The organism is Streptomyces sp. NPDC111520, assembly GCF_055635295.1.
Genome location: NZ_JBVKBW010000016.1, coordinates 157,505 through 181,245, shown reverse-complemented (window position 1 = coordinate 181,245; position 23,741 = coordinate 157,505). Strand labels below are relative to the sequence as shown.

General features: G+C 73.3%; 25 protein-coding genes and 1 riboswitch. Of the genes, 4 read left to right on the top strand and 21 right to left on the bottom strand.

The genetic code is table 11. The features are described 5' to 3' along the window. Nucleotides 1–169: 169 nt before the first annotated feature. Both ACZ7MY_RS32190 and ACZ7MY_RS32185 read right to left on the bottom strand, forming a co-directional pair. Entirely contained in the window at nt 170–634 is a 465-nt protein-coding gene (locus tag ACZ7MY_RS32190; RefSeq protein WP_499606821.1) for a hypothetical protein, read from the bottom strand. A gap of 106 nt (nt 635–740) precedes the next feature. Beyond that, nucleotides 741–1,295, bottom strand: a complete 555-nt coding sequence (locus ACZ7MY_RS32185) for a winged helix-turn-helix transcriptional regulator (RefSeq protein WP_499606820.1) — start codon at nt 1,293–1,295, stop codon at nt 741–743. Nucleotides 1,296–1,421: 126 nt separating this feature from the next. Here ACZ7MY_RS32185 and ACZ7MY_RS32180 point away from each other — a divergent pair, with 126 nt between their 5' ends. The 3 genes from ACZ7MY_RS32180 (at nt 1,422) to ACZ7MY_RS32170 (ending at nt 2,753) form a co-directional block, all read left to right on the top strand. After that, nucleotides 1,422–1,727 carry a putative quinol monooxygenase gene (locus ACZ7MY_RS32180; protein WP_499606819.1) on the top strand — a complete coding sequence of 102 codons (306 nt, stop codon included), beginning with the start codon at nt 1,422–1,424 and terminating at the stop codon, nt 1,725–1,727. Between the two features lie 40 nt (nt 1,728–1,767). Beyond that, entirely contained in the window at nt 1,768–1,914 is a 147-nt protein-coding gene (locus ACZ7MY_RS32175; RefSeq protein WP_499606818.1) for a hypothetical protein, read from the top strand. Between the two features lie 71 nt (nt 1,915–1,985). Next, complete coding sequence (locus tag ACZ7MY_RS32170; protein ID WP_499606817.1) at nt 1,986–2,753, top strand: SDR family oxidoreductase; 768 nt, start codon at nt 1,986–1,988, stop codon at nt 2,751–2,753. Nucleotides 2,754–2,831: 78 nt separating this feature from the next. On the opposite strand, the gene ACZ7MY_RS32165 is transcribed toward ACZ7MY_RS32170, so the two are convergent. The 6 genes from ACZ7MY_RS32165 to ACZ7MY_RS32140 all read right to left on the bottom strand — a co-directional run bounded on the left by ACZ7MY_RS32165 (nt 2,832) and on the right by ACZ7MY_RS32140 (nt 10,532). After that, nucleotides 2,832–3,914, bottom strand: coding sequence for a DUF4190 domain-containing protein (locus tag ACZ7MY_RS32165; RefSeq protein WP_499606816.1), 1,083 nt, complete (start codon nt 3,912–3,914; stop codon nt 2,832–2,834). A 576-nt stretch (nt 3,915–4,490) separates the two neighbouring features. Beyond that, complete coding sequence (gene thiE, locus ACZ7MY_RS32160) at nt 4,491–5,180, bottom strand: thiamine phosphate synthase (protein ID WP_499606815.1); 690 nt, start codon at nt 5,178–5,180, stop codon at nt 4,491–4,493. Further along, nucleotides 5,177–5,986, bottom strand: a complete 810-nt coding sequence (gene thiM, locus ACZ7MY_RS32155; RefSeq protein ID WP_499606814.1) for a hydroxyethylthiazole kinase — start codon at nt 5,984–5,986, stop codon at nt 5,177–5,179. Before thiM ends, thiE begins: the two co-directional genes overlap by 4 nt. 110 nt (nt 5,987–6,096) lie before the next feature. Continuing rightward, complete coding sequence (locus ACZ7MY_RS32150; RefSeq protein WP_499606813.1) at nt 6,097–7,503, bottom strand: purine-cytosine permease family protein; 1,407 nt, start codon at nt 7,501–7,503, stop codon at nt 6,097–6,099. Continuing rightward, nucleotides 7,494–7,586: riboswitch (TPP riboswitch) on the bottom strand. It overlaps the preceding gene by 10 nt. A gap of 239 nt (nt 7,587–7,825) precedes the next feature. Then, nucleotides 7,826–8,851, bottom strand: a complete 1,026-nt coding sequence (locus tag ACZ7MY_RS32145; protein ID WP_499606812.1) for a C40 family peptidase — start codon at nt 8,849–8,851, stop codon at nt 7,826–7,828. 433 nt (nt 8,852–9,284) lie between these two features. Further along, the gene (locus ACZ7MY_RS32140) at nt 9,285–10,532 is read right to left on the bottom strand and encodes a phosphodiester glycosidase family protein (protein ID WP_499606811.1); all 1,248 of its coding nucleotides are present in this window, start codon (nt 10,530–10,532) and stop codon (nt 9,285–9,287) included. A 308-nt stretch (nt 10,533–10,840) separates the two neighbouring features. On the opposite strand from ACZ7MY_RS32140, the gene ACZ7MY_RS32135 reads away from it, so the two are divergent. Next, nucleotides 10,841–11,077 (top strand): hypothetical protein, encoded by a 237-nt coding sequence (locus ACZ7MY_RS32135; protein ID WP_499606810.1) that lies wholly within the window; start codon nt 10,841–10,843, stop codon nt 11,075–11,077. A gap of 333 nt (nt 11,078–11,410) precedes the next feature. Here the strand turns inward: ACZ7MY_RS32135 and ACZ7MY_RS32130 are convergent, their stop codons facing one another. The 13 genes from ACZ7MY_RS32130 to ACZ7MY_RS32070 form a co-directional block, all read right to left on the bottom strand. Further along, nucleotides 11,411–12,385 carry a GNAT family N-acetyltransferase gene (locus ACZ7MY_RS32130; RefSeq protein WP_499606809.1) on the bottom strand — a complete coding sequence of 325 codons (975 nt, stop codon included), beginning with the start codon at nt 12,383–12,385 and terminating at the stop codon, nt 11,411–11,413. Nucleotides 12,386–12,452: 67 nt separating this feature from the next. After that, on the bottom strand, nt 12,453–13,232 hold the full coding sequence (locus ACZ7MY_RS32125) for a class I SAM-dependent methyltransferase (RefSeq protein ID WP_499606808.1): 780 nt from the start codon (nt 13,230–13,232) through the stop codon (nt 12,453–12,455). 72 nt (nt 13,233–13,304) lie between these two features. After that, nucleotides 13,305–14,597 carry an RNA polymerase sigma factor gene (locus ACZ7MY_RS32120; RefSeq protein ID WP_499606807.1) on the bottom strand — a complete coding sequence of 431 codons (1,293 nt, stop codon included), beginning with the start codon at nt 14,595–14,597 and terminating at the stop codon, nt 13,305–13,307. Further along, the gene (locus ACZ7MY_RS32115) at nt 14,594–14,941 is read right to left on the bottom strand and encodes a YciI family protein (protein ID WP_499606806.1); all 348 of its coding nucleotides are present in this window, start codon (nt 14,939–14,941) and stop codon (nt 14,594–14,596) included. The genes ACZ7MY_RS32120 and ACZ7MY_RS32115 overlap by 4 nt, the downstream gene beginning before the upstream one ends. Nucleotides 14,942–15,109: 168 nt before the next feature. After that, complete coding sequence (locus tag ACZ7MY_RS32110; protein ID WP_499606805.1) at nt 15,110–15,706, bottom strand: NADPH-dependent F420 reductase; 597 nt, start codon at nt 15,704–15,706, stop codon at nt 15,110–15,112. A 169-nt stretch (nt 15,707–15,875) separates the two neighbouring features. Then, nucleotides 15,876–16,628, bottom strand: a complete 753-nt coding sequence (locus tag ACZ7MY_RS32105; RefSeq protein WP_499606804.1) for an SDR family NAD(P)-dependent oxidoreductase — start codon at nt 16,626–16,628, stop codon at nt 15,876–15,878. A gap of 306 nt (nt 16,629–16,934) precedes the next feature. After that, complete coding sequence (locus ACZ7MY_RS32100) at nt 16,935–17,528, bottom strand: TetR/AcrR family transcriptional regulator (RefSeq protein WP_499606803.1); 594 nt, start codon at nt 17,526–17,528, stop codon at nt 16,935–16,937. Nucleotides 17,529–17,634: 106 nt separating this feature from the next. Next, nucleotides 17,635–18,864: a L,D-transpeptidase gene (locus ACZ7MY_RS32095; RefSeq protein WP_499606802.1), complete on the bottom strand. Its 1,230-nt coding sequence runs from the start codon at nt 18,862–18,864 to the stop codon at nt 17,635–17,637. A gap of 26 nt (nt 18,865–18,890) precedes the next feature. Further along, nucleotides 18,891–19,688, bottom strand: coding sequence for a hypothetical protein (locus ACZ7MY_RS32090; protein WP_499606801.1), 798 nt, complete (start codon nt 19,686–19,688; stop codon nt 18,891–18,893). 444 nt (nt 19,689–20,132) lie between these two features. Continuing rightward, complete coding sequence (locus tag ACZ7MY_RS32085; RefSeq protein ID WP_499606800.1) at nt 20,133–21,362, bottom strand: CU044_5270 family protein; 1,230 nt, start codon at nt 21,360–21,362, stop codon at nt 20,133–20,135. Then, a complete protein-coding gene (locus tag ACZ7MY_RS32080; RefSeq protein WP_499606799.1) occupies nt 21,359–21,973 on the bottom strand; it encodes an RNA polymerase sigma factor in 615 nt (204 codons plus the stop codon). Before ACZ7MY_RS32080 ends, ACZ7MY_RS32085 begins: the two co-directional genes overlap by 4 nt. Nucleotides 21,974–22,312: 339 nt before the next feature. After that, a complete protein-coding gene (locus ACZ7MY_RS32075; protein WP_499606798.1) occupies nt 22,313–22,759 on the bottom strand; it encodes a nitroreductase family deazaflavin-dependent oxidoreductase in 447 nt (148 codons plus the stop codon). A 136-nt stretch (nt 22,760–22,895) separates the two neighbouring features. Continuing rightward, on the bottom strand, nt 22,896–23,624 hold the full coding sequence (locus tag ACZ7MY_RS32070; protein WP_499606797.1) for a helix-turn-helix domain-containing protein: 729 nt from the start codon (nt 23,622–23,624) through the stop codon (nt 22,896–22,898). Nucleotides 23,625–23,741 lie beyond the last annotated feature (117 nt).

Genomic DNA, 23,741 nt, shown 5'->3' with positions numbered 1-23,741 from the left:
CCGCCGAACGACTCCCGAAGAACCCGGCACAGCGACCAGGTCGTGGAGACGGTATCGCTGCCCGTTCGAGTGAAGTGCAGAGAAGGCGCACGGGACCGGTCCGGTGAACGGGGCTGCCGAGAGCGGCTCCGGCGTCGCGATCCGCCGCCCCCTGGAAGCGGGCGGACGGCTATCCGAGCCACGAACCGATCCCGTCCCATGCGGCCTCCAGATGGCGTGCGTGCACCCGGCCGAGTCGGGCCCGCACCAGGTGGTGCGCGTCGAGCATCTCCTGCTTCCCGCCCGTCCCGTCCAACTCGGCACCGATCTCCCGGGTCCGCGGGTCCTTCTCCCCCTCCAGGGTCAGAAACCCGTGAGAGAGGCCGATCGCACAGAGCTCGTCCACGAGGCGGCCGGTACGGTCGTCCTCGTCACCGGCGGACGCCCCCAGGCGCAGCCACAGTGCCGGCTCCGCGGCCGGGCCGGCTGCGTCGACCGGAGGGCCCCCCTCCCTGCGCGCCTGAAGGCGACGCCGGACGTGATCAGGGTAGGACCGCTCCCGAAGCGCACGGCGCCGGCTCTCACGTGCCACGACGAAGACGCCCGCCAAGGCCACCGACGCGACGGCCAGAACGAGCAGCGCGGCCGGAACCATGTCGCCTCCCCATGTGGCGTTGCTCGGCCGATGCGGCCATCCGGTGCTCTACCCCACGGATCGCCGACGACCCCTCCCGCCGCCGCACTGCACGCGAACGGGGTCCTCAGCCGCGCCCCCGGCCCTGGGCGGGCGTGCGCGAGGTGACGATGGGCTCCAGCAGCCGTCGCGGGGTGTTGATCACGCTGGAGACGGGATCGGCGTCCCGTCCTGACGGACGGTAGCCGGGTCCGGGTTCGGAGCGGATGTCCTGGACCGGGACGACCGCACCGCATTCCCGGCAGCGCCCGTCCTGATCGAGGTGTCCCCCGTCGAGGTCGTGGCTCAGGAGGCGCTTGACGCCGTTCGGGGAGTAGAAGGACTCCCCCCAGTTCATCAGGGAGTGCACGACCGGCCACAGGGCGATGCCCTTGTCCGTCAGCCGGTACTCGACGCCGCCCGCCGCGTCGTCCTCGCGCGAGAGCACGCCTTCCTGCACCAGCGCCTTGAGCCGGCTGGTCAACACGGCGCGCGGGATGCCGAGCTGGGTGGCGAAGTCCCCGAACCGCCGCACCCCGTAGAACGCGTCGCGGACGATCAGCAGCGTCCACCGTTCTCCGACGACCTCCAACGTGCGCGCAAGGGGGCAGTTCCCGTCGGCATAGGTGTTGGGGAGGGTCATGCCCTCGATCCTACCAGGGCGGTTCACTCACCGAACCGAGCGGTGCTACGGTGGGCGCAGGAGGCAGTTCGGTCACTGAACCACCCACTGGCCGACTGCCCGCATCGATCTTGGGAGCGTTTCCGCATGTACCAGTTCCTCGTCTCGTTCACCGTCCGACCCGAGCACCGCGACGACTTCGTACGGGCGGCAGGCAAGGCGGCACGGGACTCCCTCGCCAACGAACCCGGCTCCCACCGGTTCGAGGTCATCGCCGACGAGGAGGACCCGGACGTCTTCTACCTCAACGAGGTCTACGCGGACGTCGAAGCGTTCAACGTCCACGCCGGCGGACCGTACTTCGCGGAGTTCTTCGCCGCGGCCCGCGGTTTCGCCCAAGGCCCGACCTGGCTCATGAGGGGCAACCACGTCGGCGACACGGCATCCGCGTGACCCCGGGCGAGCGGGACATGACGGCGCCCGGCAGCGCGACATGAACGCGCCGGTACGTTCCCGCGGAGCGGCCCGCTCACCGGTCGGCCCGCTGCGGGAGGGCGTCCTGCGCTACGAGGAGGACGTACCCGTGCCGGGGCTCGGGGCCGACACCGGCAAGCTCCTCGTGCGCGTCGCCCGTTCCTGACCCGTGCCCGCCGTACACGGGCCGCCCGGTGGGGCCCGGCAGACATCACCACACGAAAGAGGAGTCGCAGCATGTCGTCCGTACTCATCACCGGAGCGTCCAAGGGCATCGGCCGGGCCGTCGCCGTGGAACTGGCGGCCCGCGGGCACCGCGTGATCGCCACCGCCCGACGCCCGGAAGCGCTGGCGGACCTCCCCGTCGACCGGCGCCTGCGCCTGGACGTCACCGATCAGGAGAGCGTCGACCGGGCCGTGCGCGACGCCGGAGACGTCGACGTACTCGTCAGCAACGCGGGGGAGACCGTGCGCGCGCCCCTGGAGAGCATCCCGCTCCCGGAGGTCGAGCGGCTCTTCCGGCTCAACACGGTGGGTGCGTTGCGGGTGGCGCAGGCCGTGCTGCCCGCGATGCGCGAGAGGGGCGCGGGCCGGCTCGTCTTCGTCTCCAGCATCCAGGGGCGTCTGGTGCTGCCGATGATCGGTGCCTACGGCGCGAGCAAGTGGGCGCTGGAGGCGCTGGCCGAGACCCTCGCCATCGAGGCGGGCCACTTCGGGGTCAAGGTGAGTGTCGTGCAGCCTGGCGCCGTCTCCACCGGTGGCGGCGCGCGGGCGAAGGTGTTCCTGAAGGAGGGCGACCCGTACACCCCGCTCTACGAGGCCCTGCCCGCCCTCCGGGGTGAGGTCATCACCCCCGAGGAGGTGGCCGCGGCGGTGGCCGACACGATCGAACGGCCCGCGCCCCCGCTGCGCGTGCCGGTCGGCGCCCCCGCCGAGGCAGTCCTGCGCGCCCGCAAGGACGCCCCGGAGGCCGAGCCCTTCCTCGCGGCGCGGATCGACTGGTGACCCGGCCCGTCCCCGGCCGTTGACCACCGGGGGCGAGGCCGGTCGCACGGCCGGCGCAACGCACCCCGGTCCACGGGCTCAGACGACCGACTCCGGCATGTCGTCCGAGGTGTTCAGGTTCAGCGCTTCACGCACCTTGATCGCCTGCTCGTGGCCGGGCCGGTGCAGGGCAGCCTCGTAGTGGTCGTAGAACGTTCCCACGTCCCCCGCGTCGGCGGCCTTCGCCCAGTGCGGCCGGGCGGCCTCGATCTCCCTCTGGAGGGCCGCGACGTGCCGCTCCGCAGCGGCGGGCCATTCGTGGCCGCGCAGGATGCGCGCCTGCTCGTCGAGGGCGAGTGCGACCTCGTGCGCCCAGGCCCGGTAGCCCGCGAAGTCGTCCTTGACGTACTCGGCATCCGGTTCGAGGCTGGATCTGACGTCGTTGATGACGTTGGCGGCCTTCAGGTAGGCCACCTGGTGCTCGTCGAGCACGGTCTCGTCCCTGCGGACCGATCCCTCGAGGGGACCTGCGGGGTCCCTGTAGAAGAGGCACGTCACCTGGCGGTCGCCGTCCGCCCAGGTGTCCCGGTCGGGCGTGTAGTAGGTCATCGAGAGCTCCGTCGGCAGCGCCCAGGAGTCCATGGCGTAGGCGTTGCCCAGGTCCCAGCACCGGCTGTCGGCCTGCTCGCCGATCGCGTCGTCGCCGGGGAAGGCGTAGCGGTCGTCGATCTCGAAGACCCCGTACACCTCGGCCGTGTGCTCGCCCGCACACGGCACGAAGGAGAACTCCAGGAACTCGTAGGCCAGCCGGTCGTCGGCGGTGTCGATGCAGTCGCCCTTGCGGAGGGAGAAGTAGTCGTCGTCGTAGTGCGCCGCCTCGGCGGCCTCCTCGCCCAGGCCCTCGGGGATCCGGTAGGTGCCCAGAGCCAGGGTGACGGCGATGACCAGCGTGCTCAGCGACGACAGCACCAGCCCCGTCGTGGCCATGCCCCTGCCGCGCTCCCCACGCTTCTCGATCCGGCTCAGCGCCAACGCACCCAGGGCGACGCCGAGCAGCGGTAGACCCAGCAGCAGCCCGGACACCAGCGCCGCAACGGCGAGCCGGTTCAGCGGCGGCCGCGCCAGCGCGGAGGGCGGGGCGGGGGACGGAGACGGCGGGATCGTCAAGTGCGGCGAGTCCACGGAACAGCGCTCCTCGCTGGAGGGTCGGGCGAAGGGTTGCGCGAATATATCCGGTTCCTTGATCGCGTCCCGCACCGATGTCCCGATGTGTCCGGCAGGCGGCAGTGAGGTGAATCAGTGCCCAACAGGCCCTGTCGGAGCGGGAGTCACCGTCACACGGACATGCCCGTGGCCGCGGGCACCACGTTCCTCCGGGTCCTTCCGGGCCCGGTGCGCTCATGCGGATGTGGACCGGCTCGGCGACACGCGTCCGCACATCGGGACGCTGCGGTGGCGCCCTCCTCGCGGTGGGCCCCCGGGATCGGGGCGCTGGCCGCGCGAGCGTGCGGTCGATACGGAGTCCGTCGTCGACGAGGTCGAACTCCTCTACCGCGTCAGCCGGGGACCGGCGGAGCGGGGGGTTCTCGAAGCCGAAGGTACGCGCGGTCCCGCGGCCATCGGCCGGCGCCTCGGCGTGATCGGGGCGCCCTGCCGCGCCGGCCGCTGCCACGCCCCTCGCGCCCGGCGGAGGCCGGACGCTGAGGGCTTCCCGACGGCGTGGAACGGCGCCCGGGCACCCGCGCTTCCGCCGGGTCGTCAGGCGGGGTCGGTCGCACGGCTCCGGGGCTGCGTGCGGTGCCACGCGGCGGCGTACTCACGGGCCGCGGCACCGGGGTCGTCGGCCGCGCAGATGCCGGACACGACGGCTGCCCCCGCCGCCCCGGCCTCGCGCAGGCGCGGCAGGTCGGCGGGCTCCACGCCGCCGATGGCCACGGCCGGCAGCGCGCTGAGCCGGGCGAGGCGGGCGAAGCCGTCGTGGCCGAGGGAGGGCGGCGCGTCCGCCTTGGTCCGGGTGGCGTGCAGCGCGCCGATGCCGACGTGGTGGACGCCCGCCGGGTCCCGCGCGGCGGCGAGCAGTTCGGCGGGGGTCGCGGCGCTCAGGCCCAGAACGGCGTCCGGGCCGATCAGTTCGCGTACGTCGGCCGGGGGCAGGTCCGACTGTCCCACGTGGACGCCCGTCACATGGACGCCCCGGGCGCGGGCGGCCAGGAACACGTCCACGCGGTCGTTGACGATCAGCGCCACGCGCCGCGGGAGGACCGCCGCCACCTCCATGACCGTGCGCAGGAAGTCACCGCCGTCGGCGTGCTTGTCGCGGATCTGCACCGCGGTGACGCCGCCCGCCACCGCCCGAGCGACGGTCTCGGCCACACCGCGGCCCCGGGCCCGGCACTGGGCCGCGTCCGTGACCAGGTAGACCGACAGGTCGACCGGTGTCACCGTCACGACACCGCCGCCCGCCCGGCGACGTCGGACTCCCGCAACGCGGCGAGCGCGTCCAGGAACTCCACGGCGAAACTGCCGGGCCCCGCGGCCTTATTCGCGGCGAGTTCCGCGGCGACCGTGTACGCGGCGACGGCCGCCACCGTCGAGGCGAACCGGTCGTCGTCCACCGCCGCGTAGGCGGCCATCACGGCACCCAGCGCGCAGCCCCCGCCCGTCACCCGGGTGAGCAGCGCGTCACCGTTGGCGACACGCGCCACCCGCGTCCCGTCGGTGACGAGGTCCACGGGTCCGGAGACGGCCACCACGCCGCCGGTCGCGCCGGCCAGGTCCCGTGCCGCTTCCCCGGCCGCCTCGACACCGTCGGAGGAGTCCACCCCGCGTCCGCCGCCGCCCGCTCCCGCCAGCGCGATGATCTCGGAGGCGTTGCCCCGTACGACCGCCGGCCGCAGTTCCAGGAGCTCGCGCGCCAGCGCGGTGCGCACCGGGAGCGCGCCGACCGCCACGGGGTCGAGCACCCAGGGAGTACCGGCCGCGGTGGCGGCCCGCGCGGCCTCGACCATGGCGGAGCGCTGCTCGGCGTGCGGGGTGCCGAGGTTGACCAGGACCCCCGAGGCGACCCCGGCGAACGGTCCGGCCTCCCCCGGGATGTCGACCATGGCCGGTGCCGCGCCCAGCGCCAGCAGGACGTTGGCGGTGAACCCCGTCACCACCGAGTTGGTCAGGCACTGCACCAGCGGGGAGTGGTCCCGCACGCGCGAGAGCGCCTGCGCGGCGAAGGCGGCGTGGTCGGCGGGGGTCGGGGACATGCGGGTTCGCTCCTCGGGTGACGGACGGTGTGTGCGGTCGCCCGCGGCCGGTGCCGTACGGCCGGGGCACGGACCGGGGCGCGGACGGACCGGGGCGCGGGCGCGGCGGCTCAGGGCCGCGGGCGATGGCGCAGACGCAGCGGGGTGTACACCGCGAGGGCCACGAGGAACGCCACGTAGTACGAGAGGTCGGCGCCGTGCAGGGCCTCCGCCACCGGGCCGACGTACAGGGTGGTGTCCATGAACGGAACGGCGGCGGCGAAGGCGGCCACGAAAGCGACCCCGGCGGGCCAGCCGGGCTGCGGCCGGCCGGTCTCGGCGGCGAGGTCGATCTCGGCGCCCCCGCGTGCCCGGGCCCGGGCGAACCAGTCGACGACGACGATGGCCACGAAGCCGGGGATCCAGTAGCCGACGAACAGCAGCACGTTCTGGAAGCGGGCGGTGGTGTCGGCGGCGTGCATCCACAGCACCAGGGGGAAGCCCAGCACGGCGGCGAAGGCGGCCGCCGCCGGGCGCGGCACGCGCACACCGACCGTCTGCAGGGCCAGGGATCCGCTGTAGTCGTTCATGGCGTTGCTGCACAGCGCGGCCAGGGCGACGGCGAGCAGTCCGAACGCCCCGAGCGGCCCGCCGCCCAGCAGCTCGGCCACGCCTGCGGCGGTCTGGTCGGTCAGGACGGACGCGCCCCACAGTCCGAGCGCCTGGACGGCCACGAAGGACACCACCAGGCCCGCCAGGGTGAACCAGAACATGCGCGAGCGGGAGGTGTTCCGCGGCAGGTAGCGGCTGAAGTCGCTGGCGTACGGGGCCCAGGACAGGGTCAGGCTCAACGCGATGGTGCTGGTCAGGACGAACGCGCCGCCCCGGTCGGCGCCGTGGGCCGAGCCGGTGGCGGCGGGGTCGACGCCGTCGAGCAGCTTCCAGGCGATCAGCGCGAAGGCCGCGGCGAGCACGAAGGTCATGACGATCTGCAGCCGGTGGATGGCCTCGTAGCCCAGGACCCCGAGGGCACCCTGCGCGACCATCATCACCAGGACCCCGACCCAGAAGGGCAGACCGCACAGCCGGGCCAGCGCGTCACCGCCGAAGAGCCCGATGAGCGCGTCCCAGGCGACCGACGACAGCCACTGCAGGACGCCGGGCACCGCGACGGCCCGGCCGAAGGCGAGCCGGGCCAGCGGGAGCTGCCCGGCGCCGGTCCGGCTCCCCCAGGTGCCCAGGTAGGCGGTGGGCACGGCGCCGATCACGGTGCCGAGCACCACGGCCGCGAGCGCGGTGGCGAAGTCCAGGCCCAGGGCGATGCCGATGGTGCCGGTGAACACGCCGGTCATGGTCAGGTTGGGGGCGAACCACACGGTGAACAGGCGCCCCGGCCCTCCGTAGCGGTTGCTCTCGGGAACCGGCTGTATGCCGTGTGCTTCGATCCGGAGATCGCCCGCGGCGGCCGGCATGCGGCCGTCGAAGACGGTGTGCCGGCCGTCTGCGGGCAGACCGCCGGGAACATGCGCCAATGGCATGGAGACATCCCTCCGCCAGTACGAACTGGTTCAGGTTCGACGGGTGTGATCTCAGCCCCGGTGGGGCACCCCGTGTCCGGTACGAGGGACAGGGTAACCCGACGGCGCCGGCCCGCGGGGACGACCCCCACCTCGGCCTTCACCGGTGCGTCGGGGGCCGACGGCGCCGTGGATCGGGGGGCGTGCGTGCGGGGGATGTCGTGGCGTGGCGGCCGGCACCGAGCGGGAACGACCACCCGGCGCGCCCCGCTCGGCCGGGCGGATCCTTTGACGGGACGTCAGCACCCGGCTCGGACGGGCCTGTTGCGGTCCGGTCCGCAGGTCAGATGCGGACGCCGAACTGGAACGGCATGTTGTTGATGGACTCGTACCGCACGAACGTGCCGGTGCGCGGCGCGTGCAGGACCATGCCGTTGCCCGCGTAGAGGCCGACGTGGTGCAGGTCGCCGTAGAAGAGCACGAGGTCGCCGGGCATCAGCTGGCTCATCGACAGCCGCGTACCGGCGTTGGCCTGCCCCTGGGAGGGCCGCGGTATGTAGGTTCCGGCCTGGGCGTAGGCCCAGGAGGTGAGACCGGAGCAGTCGAAGGAGCCCGGACCGGACGCGCCGAAGACGTACGGCGAGCCGATTTTGGTCTTCGCCGCGGCGAGGGCGGCGGCGGCCAGCGAGGAGGCGGGCGTGTCGTTGCCGAGGTCCACGCGCTCGTTGGAGCGGTCGGCGCGACCGTCGGCGGCGGCCAGGGAGGCACGCTGGGCGGCGGTCAGCGAGTTGAGGAGCTGCCGCGCCTCGGCCAGCTTCGCCTGGACTTCCTTCTTCTTCCTGCCCAGTTCGGTGCGGGTCTCGTCGAGCTCGTTGAGCTTGCTCGCGGCCTCCGCCTTCTGCTGGTCGAGGGTGCGCTTCTTCTCCGCGATCTGGCGGAGCGCCTCGGCCTGCTTGGTGCTCAGCTGGTCGAGGGCGGACGCCTTGTCGAGGTAGGTGTCCGGGTCGGAGGAGAGGAAGAGCTGGAGCGACGGGTCGATGCCGCCGCTGCGGTACTGGGCGCTGGCCAGGGTGCCCAGGTCGTCCCGGAGGTCGTTCAGCTCGGCCTGCCGGCGGGCCACCTCGTCCTGGACGTCCTCCACCTGCTTCTGGAGCCTCTCCTGCTTCTCCTTGGCGCCGTTGAACTTCTCGGTCGCCTGCTCGGCCTGGTCGTAGAGGCCGTCCACCTTGGCCTTGACGCTCTTGACGGACGGCTTGGCGGGAGCGGCCTGGGCCGCCTGCGCGGACAGGGCGACGGCTGCGGCGGCGGTCGCGGTGAGCACGGTGACACGTGTGCGGCCGGCCTGCTTCGGACGACGGTGGGACGCCACTGGCGCGAGCTCCTTCTTCCTCCAGCCGCCTGCCGCGCGCCGGGAACTGCGTTCCCGTCACCCGCACGGCATCTCGGATCGGCGGAACCCCCGCAGCCATCCGGAATGGATGATCGACCGGGCGGAGGTTCGGTGAATGACCTTAATCATCACCGTGCGCGTGAATCAAACCCCTGACGGGAAAAGGCAGTCCGCGCACCGTTTCTTTACCCGTCCCAGCACTTCCGCGCCGTGTGGCGCAGGTCACACCTCGATAAGTTGCCTCATATCCCGGCGGGTTTCAGCCGAATCCGCTTGGCGCCCGTGCCGCATATCCCGATACCCAGTGGCGAATTCCCCGTATTCGGCGCGGCATGAATTGGGGATGCCTTTCCCGGGCCGCCGCCGGGCCCGCGCACCCGGGCGGCGGGGCCGCCGCCCGGGTGCGGCCGGGTCAGGCGCGGGAGAAGAGCCCGATGCCTTCGGGGACCGGGCGCTCGGCGCCGCCGGTGGGGTGGTTCCGGACGACCGGCGCACCGGACACGGCGTCGCGGGTCACCAGGGTGGAGGAGCCGCCGCCGTCCAGGTTGACCCCGTCCTCGGCGCCCACGGCCTGGAAGACGCCCGCAAGTTCGGCGACCGTCAGGCCGGCGCCCGCCTCGGCGCTTCCGTCCAGCACGAGCAGGTGCAGCAGCCGGCCGCCGTCGCCGATCGCGGCCCCGGTCCTGGTCGCCACGGCCTTGGCGTCCAGGCCCGGCAGGGGCGCGCCGTCACGCAGGACGGGGTAGCCGCCGACGGCGAACTCCAGGCGCTTGCCGCTCGCGCTCCTCAACTTCTCCGAGACACGGACGCGTTCGCCCACCTGGAGCGTACGCAGCTCCGCGGCCCCGGCCTCACGGCCGACCAGGACCACCGTGCCGGGTTCGATGGCGCCGGCGCCGATGGTGTCGGAGCCCGAGACCACTCGGCCGTCCCGCACGGTCACCTCGTAGGCGTCCGTGGTGCACGCGCCCGCGCGCAGGGTGTCGGTGCCGCACACGGCGCGCTGCCGCGACACTTCGCCCCACCGGGAGTCGAAGGCCCCGATGCCACCCTCCGCGACGGCGTACTGGTTCAGCCCCTCGAGGTCGAACCGCTTGCCCTTGCGGGCCCGGACCGTGCCGTCGAGGGTGAGCTCGTCCAGCCGCGCCTTGTGGTCGTAGCCCACGCCGATGACGTCGCGGGTCGACGTGCCGGTCGGCAGACCGGGGCCGAAGCGCTGGCCGTTCGGCACGGCCGCCTTCAGGGCCACGCCGTCCGAGACCGCCGGCCCGACCGCGGAACCGGTCGCCTGGACGCCGGGGTGCTGCGTCTCGTCGATGTTGAAGAAGTCGGCGTTGACGCCGGCCACCGCGCCCTGTGCCGCGACGAGCTGCGAGAGCTTGGCGCGGGCCGCGACCTTCCCCGGTGAGAGCAGGCCCACCGAGACGTGCCGGTCGCGCAGGTCGGCGGTGACCACGTGGCCGGTGACCGTGCCGTGCGACGCGGTCACCGAGAAGGACTGGTAGGTGATGCCGGGCGCGACCGTCACGCCGTCCGCCACCCGCACCCGCCCGACGGCGTCGGCCTGGCCGGCCCCCGCGCCGAGCATCATCATCGTCGTCGTCATCACCGCCGCCGCGGACACGGCTGCCGCGCGGACCCGACCGATCTGTCTCGTCATCTGATGTCCTGTCGTCTTGCGTGCATGACGCACGAGTACTGGCCGCAGCCATCAGAAAGGGCCCGGGGGAAGGGCTGGTGGCAGTTTCCTGACAGGTCGACGAATCCTGGCGGACCGGGGGCGGTCGTCCCGCCCGGCAGGGGGACGCCGAACGGTTTTCGGGCACTTCGTTCTCCGCCTCGACCCCCACGAACCGCCGCGGGGAGGTCGGTTCAGGTCGTGTGCCGTTGAACTCGGGCCATAGGCCCGGAAAACAACGGCGCCACGGAGCAGCCCCACGCCCTGCGCCTGGATGGCAAGATCGACTTGTGGAACTGTCCGAGGGCCTGGCTGAATGGACCGATGGGGACGGTGCTGCCTTCGTGGTGGGCCGCTCGTTGGGGATCTTTGCGGAGTCTGTGACGTTCACGCAGGCCAAGTGGGTGTTCTGGACGGACAACCCGTTGGGGAACGCTCTCCATGAGGTGCTTCTTCAGCTGGTCGCCGCGGGCGTGCTGGAGCGGCGGGACGAACCAGACGAGCAGTTCGTGTGGTTGAGGCGATGACCTCAAGCCGCCGCTGACAAGCGTTGGCCAGCGACGTCGATCGACCCGCCGTCCGGACGGGCAGCACGGATCAGCCGAAGGGCGGTCCAGGTGCGGTCAATGCCATTGCGGCGCCGGGGGCGGCGCTGACCGGCGGTCGGGCGGATGCCCAGCCGCCCTGGCTCGTCGCAGGGTTGGAGGTCTCCATCAAGGCAAGCGCGGCCGCATCCGCTACGAGCAGCGCGCTGACCGGGCGCGCCGACTCGGACTCGCCCGCAGTCTCGCTCGCCTCCGCCGTTTGCCAACCTCGCAGGGCGACGGAGCACTCCTACCGTCGAGTTGACCGCCTACCGTTCACGCGTTGAGGCCGTAGCGGACCTCGGTGCGGGCGGCGGTGAATCCGGCCCGTTCGTACAGACTGTTTCCGCCGGTCGGGCTGTCGGAGTCCACTTCGATGCTCGCCCGGTCGAAACCGTCCGCCTGTGCGGAGCGCAGCGCGTGGTGGATGAGTGCACTCGCGACGCCCCGCTTGCGGTACGCACGGCGGGTCGCGAGGGTCATGACGTGGGCGTCGCGGACGCCGGTCGCCTCGGTGTCCGCGTCCCACGAGAAGGTCAGCAGCATGCCGGCAGCGGTGCCGCTGTCCGCGTCGCGCAGCAGGAAGCTGAGGCCGGGACGGAAGGCCGGCCAGCCGAGCGACGCGCGCCACTGCTCCTCCGACGCCGCGGACCCGCCCCAGCGGTCGAGGAAGGCCTCGTTCCTGATGGCGAGGAACTCGGCGTCGTTGTCGGCGGAATGGCCCTCGAAGACGAGGCCTTCCGGCGTCGACACGTCGACGACGGCGGCGCCGAGCGGATGCCGCAGGTGCGCGTACCAGCGCACGGGCGTCATGCCGGCGGCCCGGTAGCAGGCGAGCGCGCCGTCGTTGCGCGCGTTGTTCTGGACGTCGACGGCGAGTGGCAGGCCGGGGTGGTGGATCGCGTGCAGCGACTTCGCGCTCGCGATCCCCGCGGACAGCAGCTCCGCGCCGAGCCCGCGGCGCCGGCGGTCCGGGTGCACGCCTCCGCTGACCATCACCCGGTGCACCCCTTCCGCGAGCGGCCTGTGCGCGGCGGAGGAGTAACCGACCATGGCGTCGCCGTCGAAGACGCCGACCGTGCCACGGCCGAGGTCCAGCAGCGGGGCGTTGATCTGGTCGGCGGCGTCCTCCTCGGAGTAGTACTCACCGAAGGTGTCGACCGCCTCGATCGCGTTGAGGAGTTCGGCCAGGGCGGCGGCGTCCGCCGGGGCGATCGGACGGCGGGTGAGACGCGCGAGGTCAAGGGTCACGGCCCGACCCTAGGCACACCGGATCACGGTGTCATCCCGGTTTCCGTCACCGCCGCCCGCGCAACGACTACTCCGCTTGCAGGACGAAGAACAGGAAGCACAGGAACCGCGGCTTGGCCGCGAGGGCTTCGGGGAAGAGTTCGCGGGCGGCGAGGTCGGGGTCCGGCTCGCTGATGGCCGCGATGCGGAAGCCCGCCGCGGTGAAGGCGTCGGTCATCGCGTGGAGCGGCCGGTGCCAGAGGCTCATCAGGGCGGTCCGGTCCCCGAAGGTCCACTCGTCGGTCCAGTTGGTCGTGTCGAGGTAGTGGTGCTCGTCCCCCCGGCCGGCCTCGCGGTGCATGGTGGCGATGACGAAGGGATGGTCGACGGACGCGATCAGCCGGCCGCCGGGCTTGAGCACGCGCCGCAACTCGGCCAGGGCGGGCCCCCAGTCCTCCAGGTAGTGCAGCACCAGGGACGCGACGACGTCGTCGAACGTGTCGTCGGCGTACGGGAGCGGGCTCCCGAGGTCGGCCAGCCGGAGGTCCGCCCCCGCACCGAGCCGGCGCCGTGCCAGCTCCAACATCCCCTCGCTCACGTCGAAGCCGCTCACGACGGCGCCCCGGTCGCGCAGCGCCGCGGACAGGGGCCCGGCGCCGCATCCGGCGTCGAGGATCCGCCGCCCGGTGACGTCCCCGGCGAGGGCCAGCATCGCGGGGCGCTCGTAGTGGGCGTTGATGAGGTTGGTCTCGTTCTCGCCGGAGTACGCCTCGGCGAAGCTGGTGTAGTCGTTGACCTTGGGCGGGTCGACGGTCACGCCGGTGCGCCCGGGGTGGCTCTCGTGCCCTTGCTGCTCGTCAGAAGTCACGGTGCGAGGGACGTCGCCCATATCGGTGCGGTTCCTGGCCGGGCCCGGATCCGCGGCCGGTCCCCCGTCATCTCACGCGGGACCGCTCTCCAGTTCGGCGAGGCGCGCGGTGAGGAACATGCGCTCGGCCTCGTTGCCGGTCAGTTCCAGGGCCTGCCGGTACGCGGCCGCCGCTTCGCCCGAACGGCCCAGGCGCCGCAGCAGGTCCGCCTTCACGGCGGGCATGTACGGGTAGCGCGCGAGCCGGCCCTCCTGCTCCAGCGCCTCGACCTGGGCCAGCGCCACCGCCGGTCCGTGGGCCATCGACACCGGCACGGTCCGGTTCAGTGCGACGACCGGTGAGGGCCAGAGCGACAGCAGCCTGTCGTAGAGCGCGACGATCTGCGGCCAGTCCGTCTCCTCGTACGCCGGGGCTTCGGCGTACAGCGAGGCGATCGCCGCCTGCACGAGGTAGCGTCCCGCGCGGCCACCGCGCAGCCCGGTCACGATCAGCTCGTGTGCCTCGGCCAGCGCGGTACGGTCCCACAGCGAGCGGTCCTGCTCGGCGAGGCGCAACAGCCGGCCGTCGGCGCCGGTCCGGGTGGCGCGTCGGGCGTCGGTGACCAGGAGCAGTGCCAGCAGCCCGCGGACCTCGGGCTCGTCGGGCATGAGGTTCCGCAGGGTGCGGGCCAGGTGCAGCGCGTGATCGGCCAGGTCGGTGCGCATGAGCGTCGGGCCCGAGGGGGCCGTGTGTCCGCTGGTGAACAGCAGGTGGAGCACGCCGAGCACGGCCGTGAGCCGGTCGGGCAACTCCGCCGGCCGTGGCACCCGGTAGGGAATGCGGGCGACGGAGATCTTCTTCTTCGCCCGGGTGATCCGCGCGGCCATCGTCCGTTCCGACACCAGCAGTGCCCGGGCGACGTCCGGTGTCGGCAGACCGCACACCAACCGGAGCGTGAGCGCGAGTTGCGCCTCCTGGGCGAGGGCGGGATGGCAGCAGGTGAAGATGAGGCGCAGCCGTTCGTCGGGTACGGCGTCCTCCAGGTCCGGGGTGTCGCTCCCATCGGGTCGGCCGAGCTCGTCCAGGGCGAGTTCGTCGACGGCCTCTTCGGGTTCGACCAGCAGGGGCAGCTTCGAGCGGAACGTCCGCTCGCGGCGGATCGCGTCCATCGCCCGCCGCTTGGCCGCCGTGGTGAGCCAGGCCGCGGGATTGCCCGGGATCCCGTCGCGTTCCCAGACCGACAGCGCCGCGGCGTACGCCTCCTGCACGCATTCCTCGGCCAGGTCCAGGTCGCGGGCGACGCGCACCGTCGCGGCGAGCACGAGGGCCCACTCGCTCCGGTGCGCGTCGGCGACCGTTCGTCCTGCGGTCGTCGCAGGCGTCATCGGGCGACGGGCGCGATGCCGCCGGCGACGGGCCGCACCTCGACACCGCCGCGACCCCACCGGACCGCCGGGTTGCGGCGCGCCAGTTCCAGGGCGGCGTCGAGGTCGGGAGCCTCGATCACAAGGAAGCCGGCGACGACTTCCTTGGAGTCGATGAAGGGGCCGTCGGTGACGACGTCGCCGCGCAGCGAGGTGGCGGTGTCGGCGGACTGCAGGGCGTACGCCGTGATCATGGCACCGGAGTCGACGAGGTCGTCGGCGTGCCGCTTGCTCGCCGCCTGCTGCTCGGGGGTGTAGTCGCCGGCCGCGGGGTCGTCGAAGATGAGGATCGCGTATTGCGCCACGAGGGGTCTCCTTGGTCGTGTGTCCGCTCGGTACGCCTCTACGTCGGACGGGCGGCGCTGATTCGACAGCACCGTACGCGAATCCTCCTCCGACGCCCCGAGCCGGTTCCGGCGAAGGTCCGACCCGGACAGCCCCGCCCCTTGCGGGGTACGTGGTGCCGTGCGGCGCTAGAACCGTACGAGGTCGAGCGCGGGGAGCGGCCCGCCCGGGAACTGCTGGAGCGCGCCGCCGGTGGAGACGCCACCGAGGTCGATCACCGCGAACCCGGCGGACTCCAGCAGCCGGCTCACGACCGCCCGGGCCTCCGGTGCGTCGCCGGAGACGAACTGGACGCGCCTGCCGCCCTCGCGGTGCGGGTCGGCGGCAAGGAGCCCGGGTGACCAGGTGTTGAGCGTCTTCACCACCCTGGCGCCCGGGAGGAGGTCCTGGACGACCTCGCTGGACGTCCTGCCGTTCAGGTTCGCCGGGACGAAGTCCGGGGCCTGCAAGGGGTTGTTCGTGTCGATGACGATCCGGTCGTCCCACGGCCCGAGCCCCGCGACCGCATCAGGGACGGAACGCCAGGGCACGGAGAGCACCACCACGTCGTGCCGGGCGGCCTCGGCCACGGTGCCGGCCGAGGACCGGGGGCCGAAGTGCGCGACGAGCGGCGCAAGGGACGCCGGGCCCCTGGTGTTGCTGAAGACGACCTCGTGGCCGCCGCGGAGGAAGGCGGTGGCGGCGGCCTGGGCGATGGCGCCCGCGCCGATGAAGCCGATACGCATGGGAATTCCCGTTCTGCCGGTCGGTCCCGGCCCGGCGCTCGGAACAGCGCGGGCCGGTGTGGTGGGGGGCCGGGCCGGCGAGGACCGGCTCCGTGGTTCGCTGCGTCGTGGCCGGCCCCCGCCGGGTGCGTGCGTACGCCCGGCCGTAAGCCGTCGTCCGGCGCCGGGTTCACGCCGCGAAGCCGCCGTCGACGAGCAGCGTCGCACCCGTGACGAAGGTGGCGTCGGGGCCGACGAGGAAGGCGATCGCTCCCGCGACCTCTTCGGGCCGTCCGAATCGGCCCAGGGCGTTCATGGAGCGCTGGACGTCGGCGAACGCGCCGGTGTCGGGGTTCATGTCGGTGCCGACGGAGCTGATCTGTACGGCGTTGACGGTGATGCCGCGCGGGCCGAGGTCCCTGGACCAGCCGCGGGTGTACGCGTCCACGGCGGCCTTCGTCGCACCGTAGTCGCCGAGTCCGGGGAACGGCGAGCTGCCGGAGGCCGTGGAACTCATCGAGACGATCCGGCCGCCTTCGCCCATCACCCGTACCGCGGCGCGCGTGGTGGCGGCGACGCCCTGGACGTTGACGGCGAACTGGCGGTCGAACGCGGGCACGTCCGCGTCCTGGGCGTCGACCTGGCCGGTCACGAACACACCGGCGTTGTTGACGAGGATGTCGAGACGCCCCAAGGCGCCGACCACCGAGTCGACGAGGCGGGCGGCCTGTTGGGGGTCGGCCTGATCCGCGGCGAAGGCGGCGGCGCGCACGCCGTGCGCCTCGATCGCCTTCACCACGTCCTGGGCCTTCGCGGCGGACGACTGGTAGCTGATGGCGACGTCCGCGCCCTCGCGGGCGAGCCGGACGGCGGTGGCGGCGCCGATCCCGCGGGATCCGCCCGTGATGAGTGCGACCTTGCCGGTGAGTGCTCTGTCGGTCATGGGTGTTCCAGTCCCTGGCCGTGCGGCGGCCAGCTGCAGGGGTTGGTGGGGCCGGCTGCTTCGCCGGTGGGAAGCCGGCGCCGGCGAGTGAGCACCGACGCGCCGGGCACGTGCGCTTTCCGGCCGCTGTCGCGGCTGGTCGCGCGGGTGGCCCGGAACCATTTATTGAGTGCTTGCTCAATATATAGACACCGTGGACGGGCCTGTCAAACCTCGGGCGGAGAGCCGTGCGGGCGCGCACGGACCGCACCCCTCGACCCGGAGCCGGGTCGAGGGGTGCGGTGGACGTGCAAGTGGCCCTGCGGCTCACGCCTCCCAGGGCAGGCGGCGCATGGCGAGGTCGACGAGGCCCATCAGGGTTTCGCGGTCGGCTCCGGACGCCGCCTCGACCGTGATGCCCTCCGCGAGGGTGACCACGTACCTGGCGGCGACGCGGGTGTCGACGTCCGACGGGATCTCCCCGCCGGCCTGGGCCACGTCGAGCCGCTCGGCCAGCATGATCTGCGCGGCCTTGCGGCGCGAGCAGAGGTCTTCCGCCACCTCGCGGGAATCGTCGCCGGTGGCCAGCGCCCCCTGCACCAGCAGGCATCCGGCCGGGGTGTTCGCACCGGTGGCGCTCCGCGCGGCTCCGGTGAGCCAGTTGCGGACGACCTCCCGGGCGGTATCGGCCTTGAGGCCGCTCGGGCCGTACGAGAAGACGGTGTCGACGTACCGGTCGACGACCTGCTTGAACAGTCCCGCCTTCGAGCCGAACGCGGCGTAGACGCTGCCGGGCTTCAGACCGGTCGCCTCGGTGAGGTCGGCCATGGTCGTGCCCTCGTAGCCCTTGGCCCAGAAGACGTTCAGCGCCGCCTGCAGCACGTCGTCGACCTCGAACTGGCGGGGTCGCCCCCTGGCCATGGCCCACCTCCGAATACTGAAACGACCATTCAATATAACGCGTGCCGCACGCGGCGGGCCATCGGCGGGGGCGCCCGCCGGGCCGCCCCCGCCGCCCGGCGCACGGCTACGACAGTGCGGATCCCGCCTTCCACTGTTCCCACGACATGTTCCAGCCGTTGAGCCCGTTGTCGGGGGCGATCGTGTGGTCGTGGGAGTGCTTGACGACGACCACGTCGCCGATGAGGGAGTTGGTGTAGAACCACGCCGCGTTCTGCCCGGGGTCGCCGCCGCCGCGGACGTCGTTGAGCCCCACGCAGCCGTGGCTCACGTTGGAGTGCCCGAAGACGGAGTCCGGTGCCCAGTAGTTGCCGTGGATGAAGGTGCCGGAGGTGGACAGCCGCATGGCGTGCGGGACGTCGGGGATGTCGTACTCCCCGGCGTAGCCGACCGTGGCGCCGTCCATGCGGGTGGCGATGAGCTTCTGCGAGATCACCATCTGCCCGTTGTAGGTAGTGCTTCCCGGTGCGCCGGAGGTGATCGGGATCGTGCGGATGGTGGCGCCGTCGCGTTCGACCCGCATCCTGTGCGTGCCGGCGTCGACGGTGGAGACCTGGCGGCGGCCGACGGTGAAGCGGACGGTCTTGTCCTGGGTGCCGTAGGCGTTCGCGGCGCCCTTCACGCCGTCCAGGCGCAGGCTCAGCGTGACGTGGCTGTGCGCCTTCCAGTACGTCTCGGGGCGCAGGTCCAGGCGCTGGTCGCCGAACCAGTGGCCGACGACCTCCTGGCCGCTGTCGCTGGTGACGCGTATGCCGCGTTCCACGGCCTCCTTGTCGGTGACCGGCTTGTCGAAGGTCAGCGAGACGGGCATGCCGACGCCGACGGTCGAGCCGTCCTCGGGGGTGAAGGTGCCGACGAGGCGGTCGTCCTTCGCGAGGGTGGTGAAGGACAGGCTGTGGGTCTGCTTGCCGCCCGCTTCGTCCGAGGCGTGGACGACGAGGCGGTACGACGTGCCGTAGGCCAGGGCGGCGTCCGGAGACCAGCGGTGGTGGTCGCCGGCCACGGTCCCGCGCACCGGCCGGCCGGCAGCGGTGGTGAGGGTGACGGACGAGATCGTGCCGCCGGAGACCTCGACGTCGCCCGCGCCGCGGACGGAGGCGTGCCGGTCGCCGTCGTCGGCGCCCGTGCTGAGCCGGAAGGCGGCCGCCGCGGCCCGGGGTTCGGACGAGGCGGCCTTGGCGGACGCCGTGCCGTGCGCGTCGGGAGTGGTGGCGGGCTCCTGGCCCGCGCAGGCGGTGAGCACCGAGGCCCCGACGACGGCGAGGGCGATCACGGTGAGGCGGGGAAGGGACGGCACGCTGGCTCCTGTTGGCCGCGGAGGTGTCATCGGGCGAGGGAGGCCGCGTCGCCCATGACGACGACGGGGTGGTCGGCGGGGTCCAGCACCCGCAGCAACTGCTTCATGTGCGCCTTGGCGATGCTGACGCAGGCGTGCGTGGGGCCGCCGTGGTCGACGTGGAGCCAGATGCCTATACCGCGGTTCGCGCCCATCGGCGCGGCGCCGTTCATCGGCGACGTACCGGGCTGCCGGTTGTAGTTGATGGCGATGACGTAGTCGAAGGAACCGGCGAGCGACTCACCCAGGATGCCTCTGGCGTCGGTGGAGAACCCGTTGGAGCGGTGGTAGGTCAGCTTGGTGCCGGGGTCGGCCAGGAGTCCCCCCGCGTCGGTGAGACCGAACACCCCGATGGGGCTGTGCAGATCGCCCCCGTAGTGCTCGTCGGTCCAGCCCTTGTAGCCGTTGTGCGCGTCCCACACCGCTCCGGGACGCCAGCCGCCGTCGACGCGCTCGTAGAACACGACCTTCGACTTCGCGGACTTCTTGCCGGCTCCCGTGACCAGGACGACCTGCCGGGTGGCGGCCGGGATCCGCGCGAGGGTCTTGGGGCCGAGCCCCGGCAGCAGCTCGGGGTACTGCGGCTTCGGCGGGGCCGACGTCCGCGGCGCGGCGGGCGCGTCGGCAGGCTGCCCGGACGCCGGCGGCTCGGCGTCCTGGACGACCGCCGCCGTCTCGGGGGCCGGGGCGGGGTTCTTCTCGGGCAGGTGCTGGTAGGCGGCGATCCCCAGTGAGGAGACGACCACGGCGGCGGCCGCGGATATGTAGGGCCTGTGGAGGCGCATGGGCGCGGGCTTTCTCGGGAGGAAGGGAGTTCGGGGGGCAGACCCGTGGCGGGGCTCACGGATCCGTAGGACCGGGTGGTGACCGTGGGCGGTGCGGCACGTTTCGCGTGGCGGCCCGTGCCATGGGAGCGGCCCGGGGCCGCAGGGGTGGTCTCACACCCGTTCAACCGGGCGGACGCCGGATCGGGTTGCCCGGCCGCCGGGGATGATCGGGGCCGGGGGCGGTGCGGCCCGCGGGCAGGGTCGTACAAGCCCGTGGGCAGGGTCGTCGAGGCCGGTGACCGCAGAGAGCGGCGCCGGGCCCGCGGCCGGGTACGCCAGCCGCGTCGCCCGGGGATCCGCGACGTCGCGTCAGCGGCGGATCCCCGGGGCCGTGGGGCGGGGCTCGCGGGGCGAGTCACCGTCGTGCGTGTGCCGTCCGGGCCGCGTCGCGCGGCCCCGGGGTCACTTGCGGGCGTTCTTCGGCACGGTGATCTGGTGCTCGCCCCAGCTCATCCGGGTGGTCGCGTTGTAGTTCACCGTCGTGCCGGCGGCGAGTCCGGCCTCCGCGGCCCGGGCGGACGGCGTGACCAGCACGAGTTCGTCGCTGAGCATGGCGCCGGTGGCCGGGTCGACGATCAGCCGCTGCCGTGTGGTCCCCAGCGGTCCGCGGTAGGTGACGGGGAAGTCGACGGCCACGCCTTCACGGCCGAGGGGGTCGGCGACTCCCCCGGTGACCTTGACCCCGGGCAGTTCCGCCATCACCCGGTACGCGGCAGCCCGGACACCGGGCTTCACGGGCATGGTGGCGAGGTTGCCCGCCTGGCGCAGCATCCAGGAGGTGCGGCCGGAGCCGCCGGTGTCGGCGCCGTTGTCCTGCGCGTACAGCCGCTCCAGGTAGCGGCGCAGCTCCGCGCTGGTGGCGGGCAGTGCGCGCAGGTCCTTGTAGGTGACGTTGCGGGGGCCGACGGCGTAGATCTTGTCGTCGACGTTGGTCCGCATGACCATCGGGGGCCGGGTGCCCATCGTGTAGGCGATCTTGCCGGTTCCGGTCGCCTTGCCGATCTCGGCCGACACGGTGCCCGGGGAGCCCGCGGCGCGCCAGCGGGCTTCGTCCTGCGCGGTCAGGGGCGCGGTCACGGCGTCCAGACCGGAGACCATCAGGCTCCCGGTGCCCGGGCGCACGCCCACCGACCACTCCTCGGTGGAGGAGCTGCGCACGGCGAAGAGGTGCCCCTCCTCGCCGCCGACGTCCACGTTCTGCGAGCGGGTGGTGGTCTGCCAGTACGTTCCCTCGGCGGCCGAGACCTCTGCCTGCCGGGCCGCGCTGAGCAGCTGGATGTGGCCGTCGACGCGGAGGTCCGCGCCGTCCTCCGGTGCGCTCGTCACGGCGGCGGACGGCGGCTGTGCCGCCGGCCGGCCGGCGGGCTGCTGCCCGTCGAGGGTGCTCACGACCACGACGGACGCCGCCGCGGCCGCGATCGCCACGGCTCCCACCGGGCGGAACACGCTTCTGCGGCGGGGGGCGAGGAAGCGTGCCGCGGGGCCGTCCGTCGCCCCGGCGACGATGCGTGCCAGGTCCTGGCGCTGCCGCACGGGGTCCACCAGCCGGGACGGGTCCAGTTCCTCGGGTCGTGCGTCGGCGAGCACCTTCAGGACGTCTGGCCGCCCGGACGGCTCGGGGGTCTTCTTCACGCGGGTGCTCCTTCGCGGTGGGTGGGGTACGGGGCGTCTGCGGGAGGTGCGGGCGCGGGCTCCGTCCCGGGGGGCGGGCGCTCCGTCGCGGAAGGTGCGGGCGGGTGTTCCGTCGCGGGGGTCGCCCCCAGGGCCTTCTCGAGCCGGCGGCGGGCCCGGTACAGCCGGACGGTGAGCGTCGCGGTGCTGCAGTCCAGGACCTGTGCGGCCTCCTTGGCGCTCAGCCCGTGCCACGCGATCAGCGTGAGCAGCTCCCGGTCGGCCTCCGGCAGACCCGCGAGGGCCTGCAGCGCGTCGTGCCGGCCCGCGACCTCGGCCGCGACGTCACCGGCGGCGGCGCCGGCGCCGCTGCTGATGCGCCGCGCCTCCTCGGCGGCGAGGAGGTACTGGTGCGCGTCCCTGCGGCGCAGTTCGCGCACCAGGTTGCGGGCCACACCCAGCAGCCACGGCAGGGCCGGGTCCGGGACGTCCCGAACCCGCCGCCAGGCGACGGTGAACGTCTCGCTGGCGATGTCCTCCCCTACCTGCCGACCGACCAGGCCGGTGGCGTAGGCAAGGACCCGCGGGTAGCACTCCTCGTAGACGTCCCGGAAGCGTTGGGCATGTGTCACGCGCCGTCCCCTCATCTCGCACTCTCACCATGGAGTGAGCGCGGCGGCCCGTTTCTTACACGCCGGGGCGGGAATTCCCGCGGATGTGGTCCACATCACGTCCGCGGAAGCTCCGGAGCTCCGGGCCCGCGCCGGGCGGGACGCCGGCGGGCTCGCCCGGCGGTGCTGCGCGCAGGTCACCGGCGTACCGGCACCGGGAGAGCTTACGAAAGGCCGCCTCGGCGGCGTCACCCGCGGGGGCGGCGGGCTGCGCACGGCCACGGCGTGGCGAGCGGGACGGATCGCGGGCGACGACGGACGGCCGCCGCCCCTGGGGCGGCGGCCGTCGCGGTGGGCCGGTCAGTGGGGCGCGGCCGCCGGCTCCAGCACGAAGACCGGGATCTCACGGTCGGTGTTCTTCTGGTACTCGGCGTAGTCGGGCCACGCCTCCACCGCGCGGTCCCACCACCGCGTCCGCTCCTCCCCCGTGACCTCACGGGCCGTCATGTCCTGGCGCACGGGACCGTCCTGCAGTTCCACCCGGGGGTCGGCGACCAGGTTGTGGTACCAGACCGGGTGCCTGGGGGCGCCGCCCTTGGACGCGACCACCGCGTAGCGGCCGTCGTGCTCCACGCGCATCAGCGGCGTCTTGCGGATCCTGCCGGACCTGGCGCCCAGCGTCGTCAGGACGATCACGGGCCTGCCGCGCAGCGTGGTCCCGTCGGTCCCCCCGGAACCCTCGTACAGCTCGACCTGGTCACGGACCCACTGCTCGGGGCTCGGCTGGTACTCGCCCACCAAAGGCACGTCGTTCTCCCGTCTCGGCATACGGCATCGGCATCGGAACCTCGACATCCTCACGCACCTGCCGCCTTCCCGCCGGCAGGCCCGCCACGCGCCGCCGGTCACCGGGCGGATTCCGGCGCCCTCGCGCCGTGTGCCACTACCCCGGGTGCCCCGGCCCCTGCTCCCCGGCCGGGGGCAGCGACCGGATGGCCCGGCCGCTCACCTCGCCCGGCACGACGCGGATCCACAGGTCGCGCGTCCCCCCGGCCCAGGGTTCGCCGCCGGGCCGTCGGCCGAGGGCGCCCGAGACGGCGCTGTCGCCGATCGACTCGGCGGTGCCCGTCACCAGGACGCTCCAGCCGACACGGTGCTGCTCGTCGACGAAGTCGGCCTCGAAGGCGAGCTTGGTGCCGGGACCGACCGCCGCCGCGCCGGCCGGATCCGTCCGGTAGACGACCGTGTTCCCGTCCACGAGGAAGTTGACGGGCAGCAGGACGGGAGCCTCGTCGCCCCGGCCCGCCGTGTGGGCCACGCGGCCGATGCCGTGCGTGCCCAGCCGTTCCCAGCACTCGCCCTCGCTCAGGCGCTGCAGCACCGGCCGGGTCGCGGGGCCGCCGCGTCCCGGCGGCGCCTCGCGGGGGCCCGCGGCCAGCTCCTCGTACGTCGTTCCCAGTACGTGGGCGACCCGCCGCAGAGCCGCGGCGTCGAACCCGGGGCCCAGGTCCTCGACCTGCCGCAGGTAGGCCGTCGACATCCCGGCCCGGACGGCGAGCTCCTCGCGGGACATGCCCAGCCGCTCCCGCCGCACGGCGATGCGGCCGGCCACGTCCTCGCCGTCGAAGGAGCCCGCTCCCGCCGCGCCGGCCTGGTCCTGACCACCCTGCACTCCGCCCACCTCCCGCGTCACGTCTCCCTTCAGCGCAGCAGACCCGCCGCCGCCCCGCCAGTCCGCAGCCGGCGGGCGCGGTCGGGCGGGCGCGGTCGGGCGGGCGCGGTCGGGCGG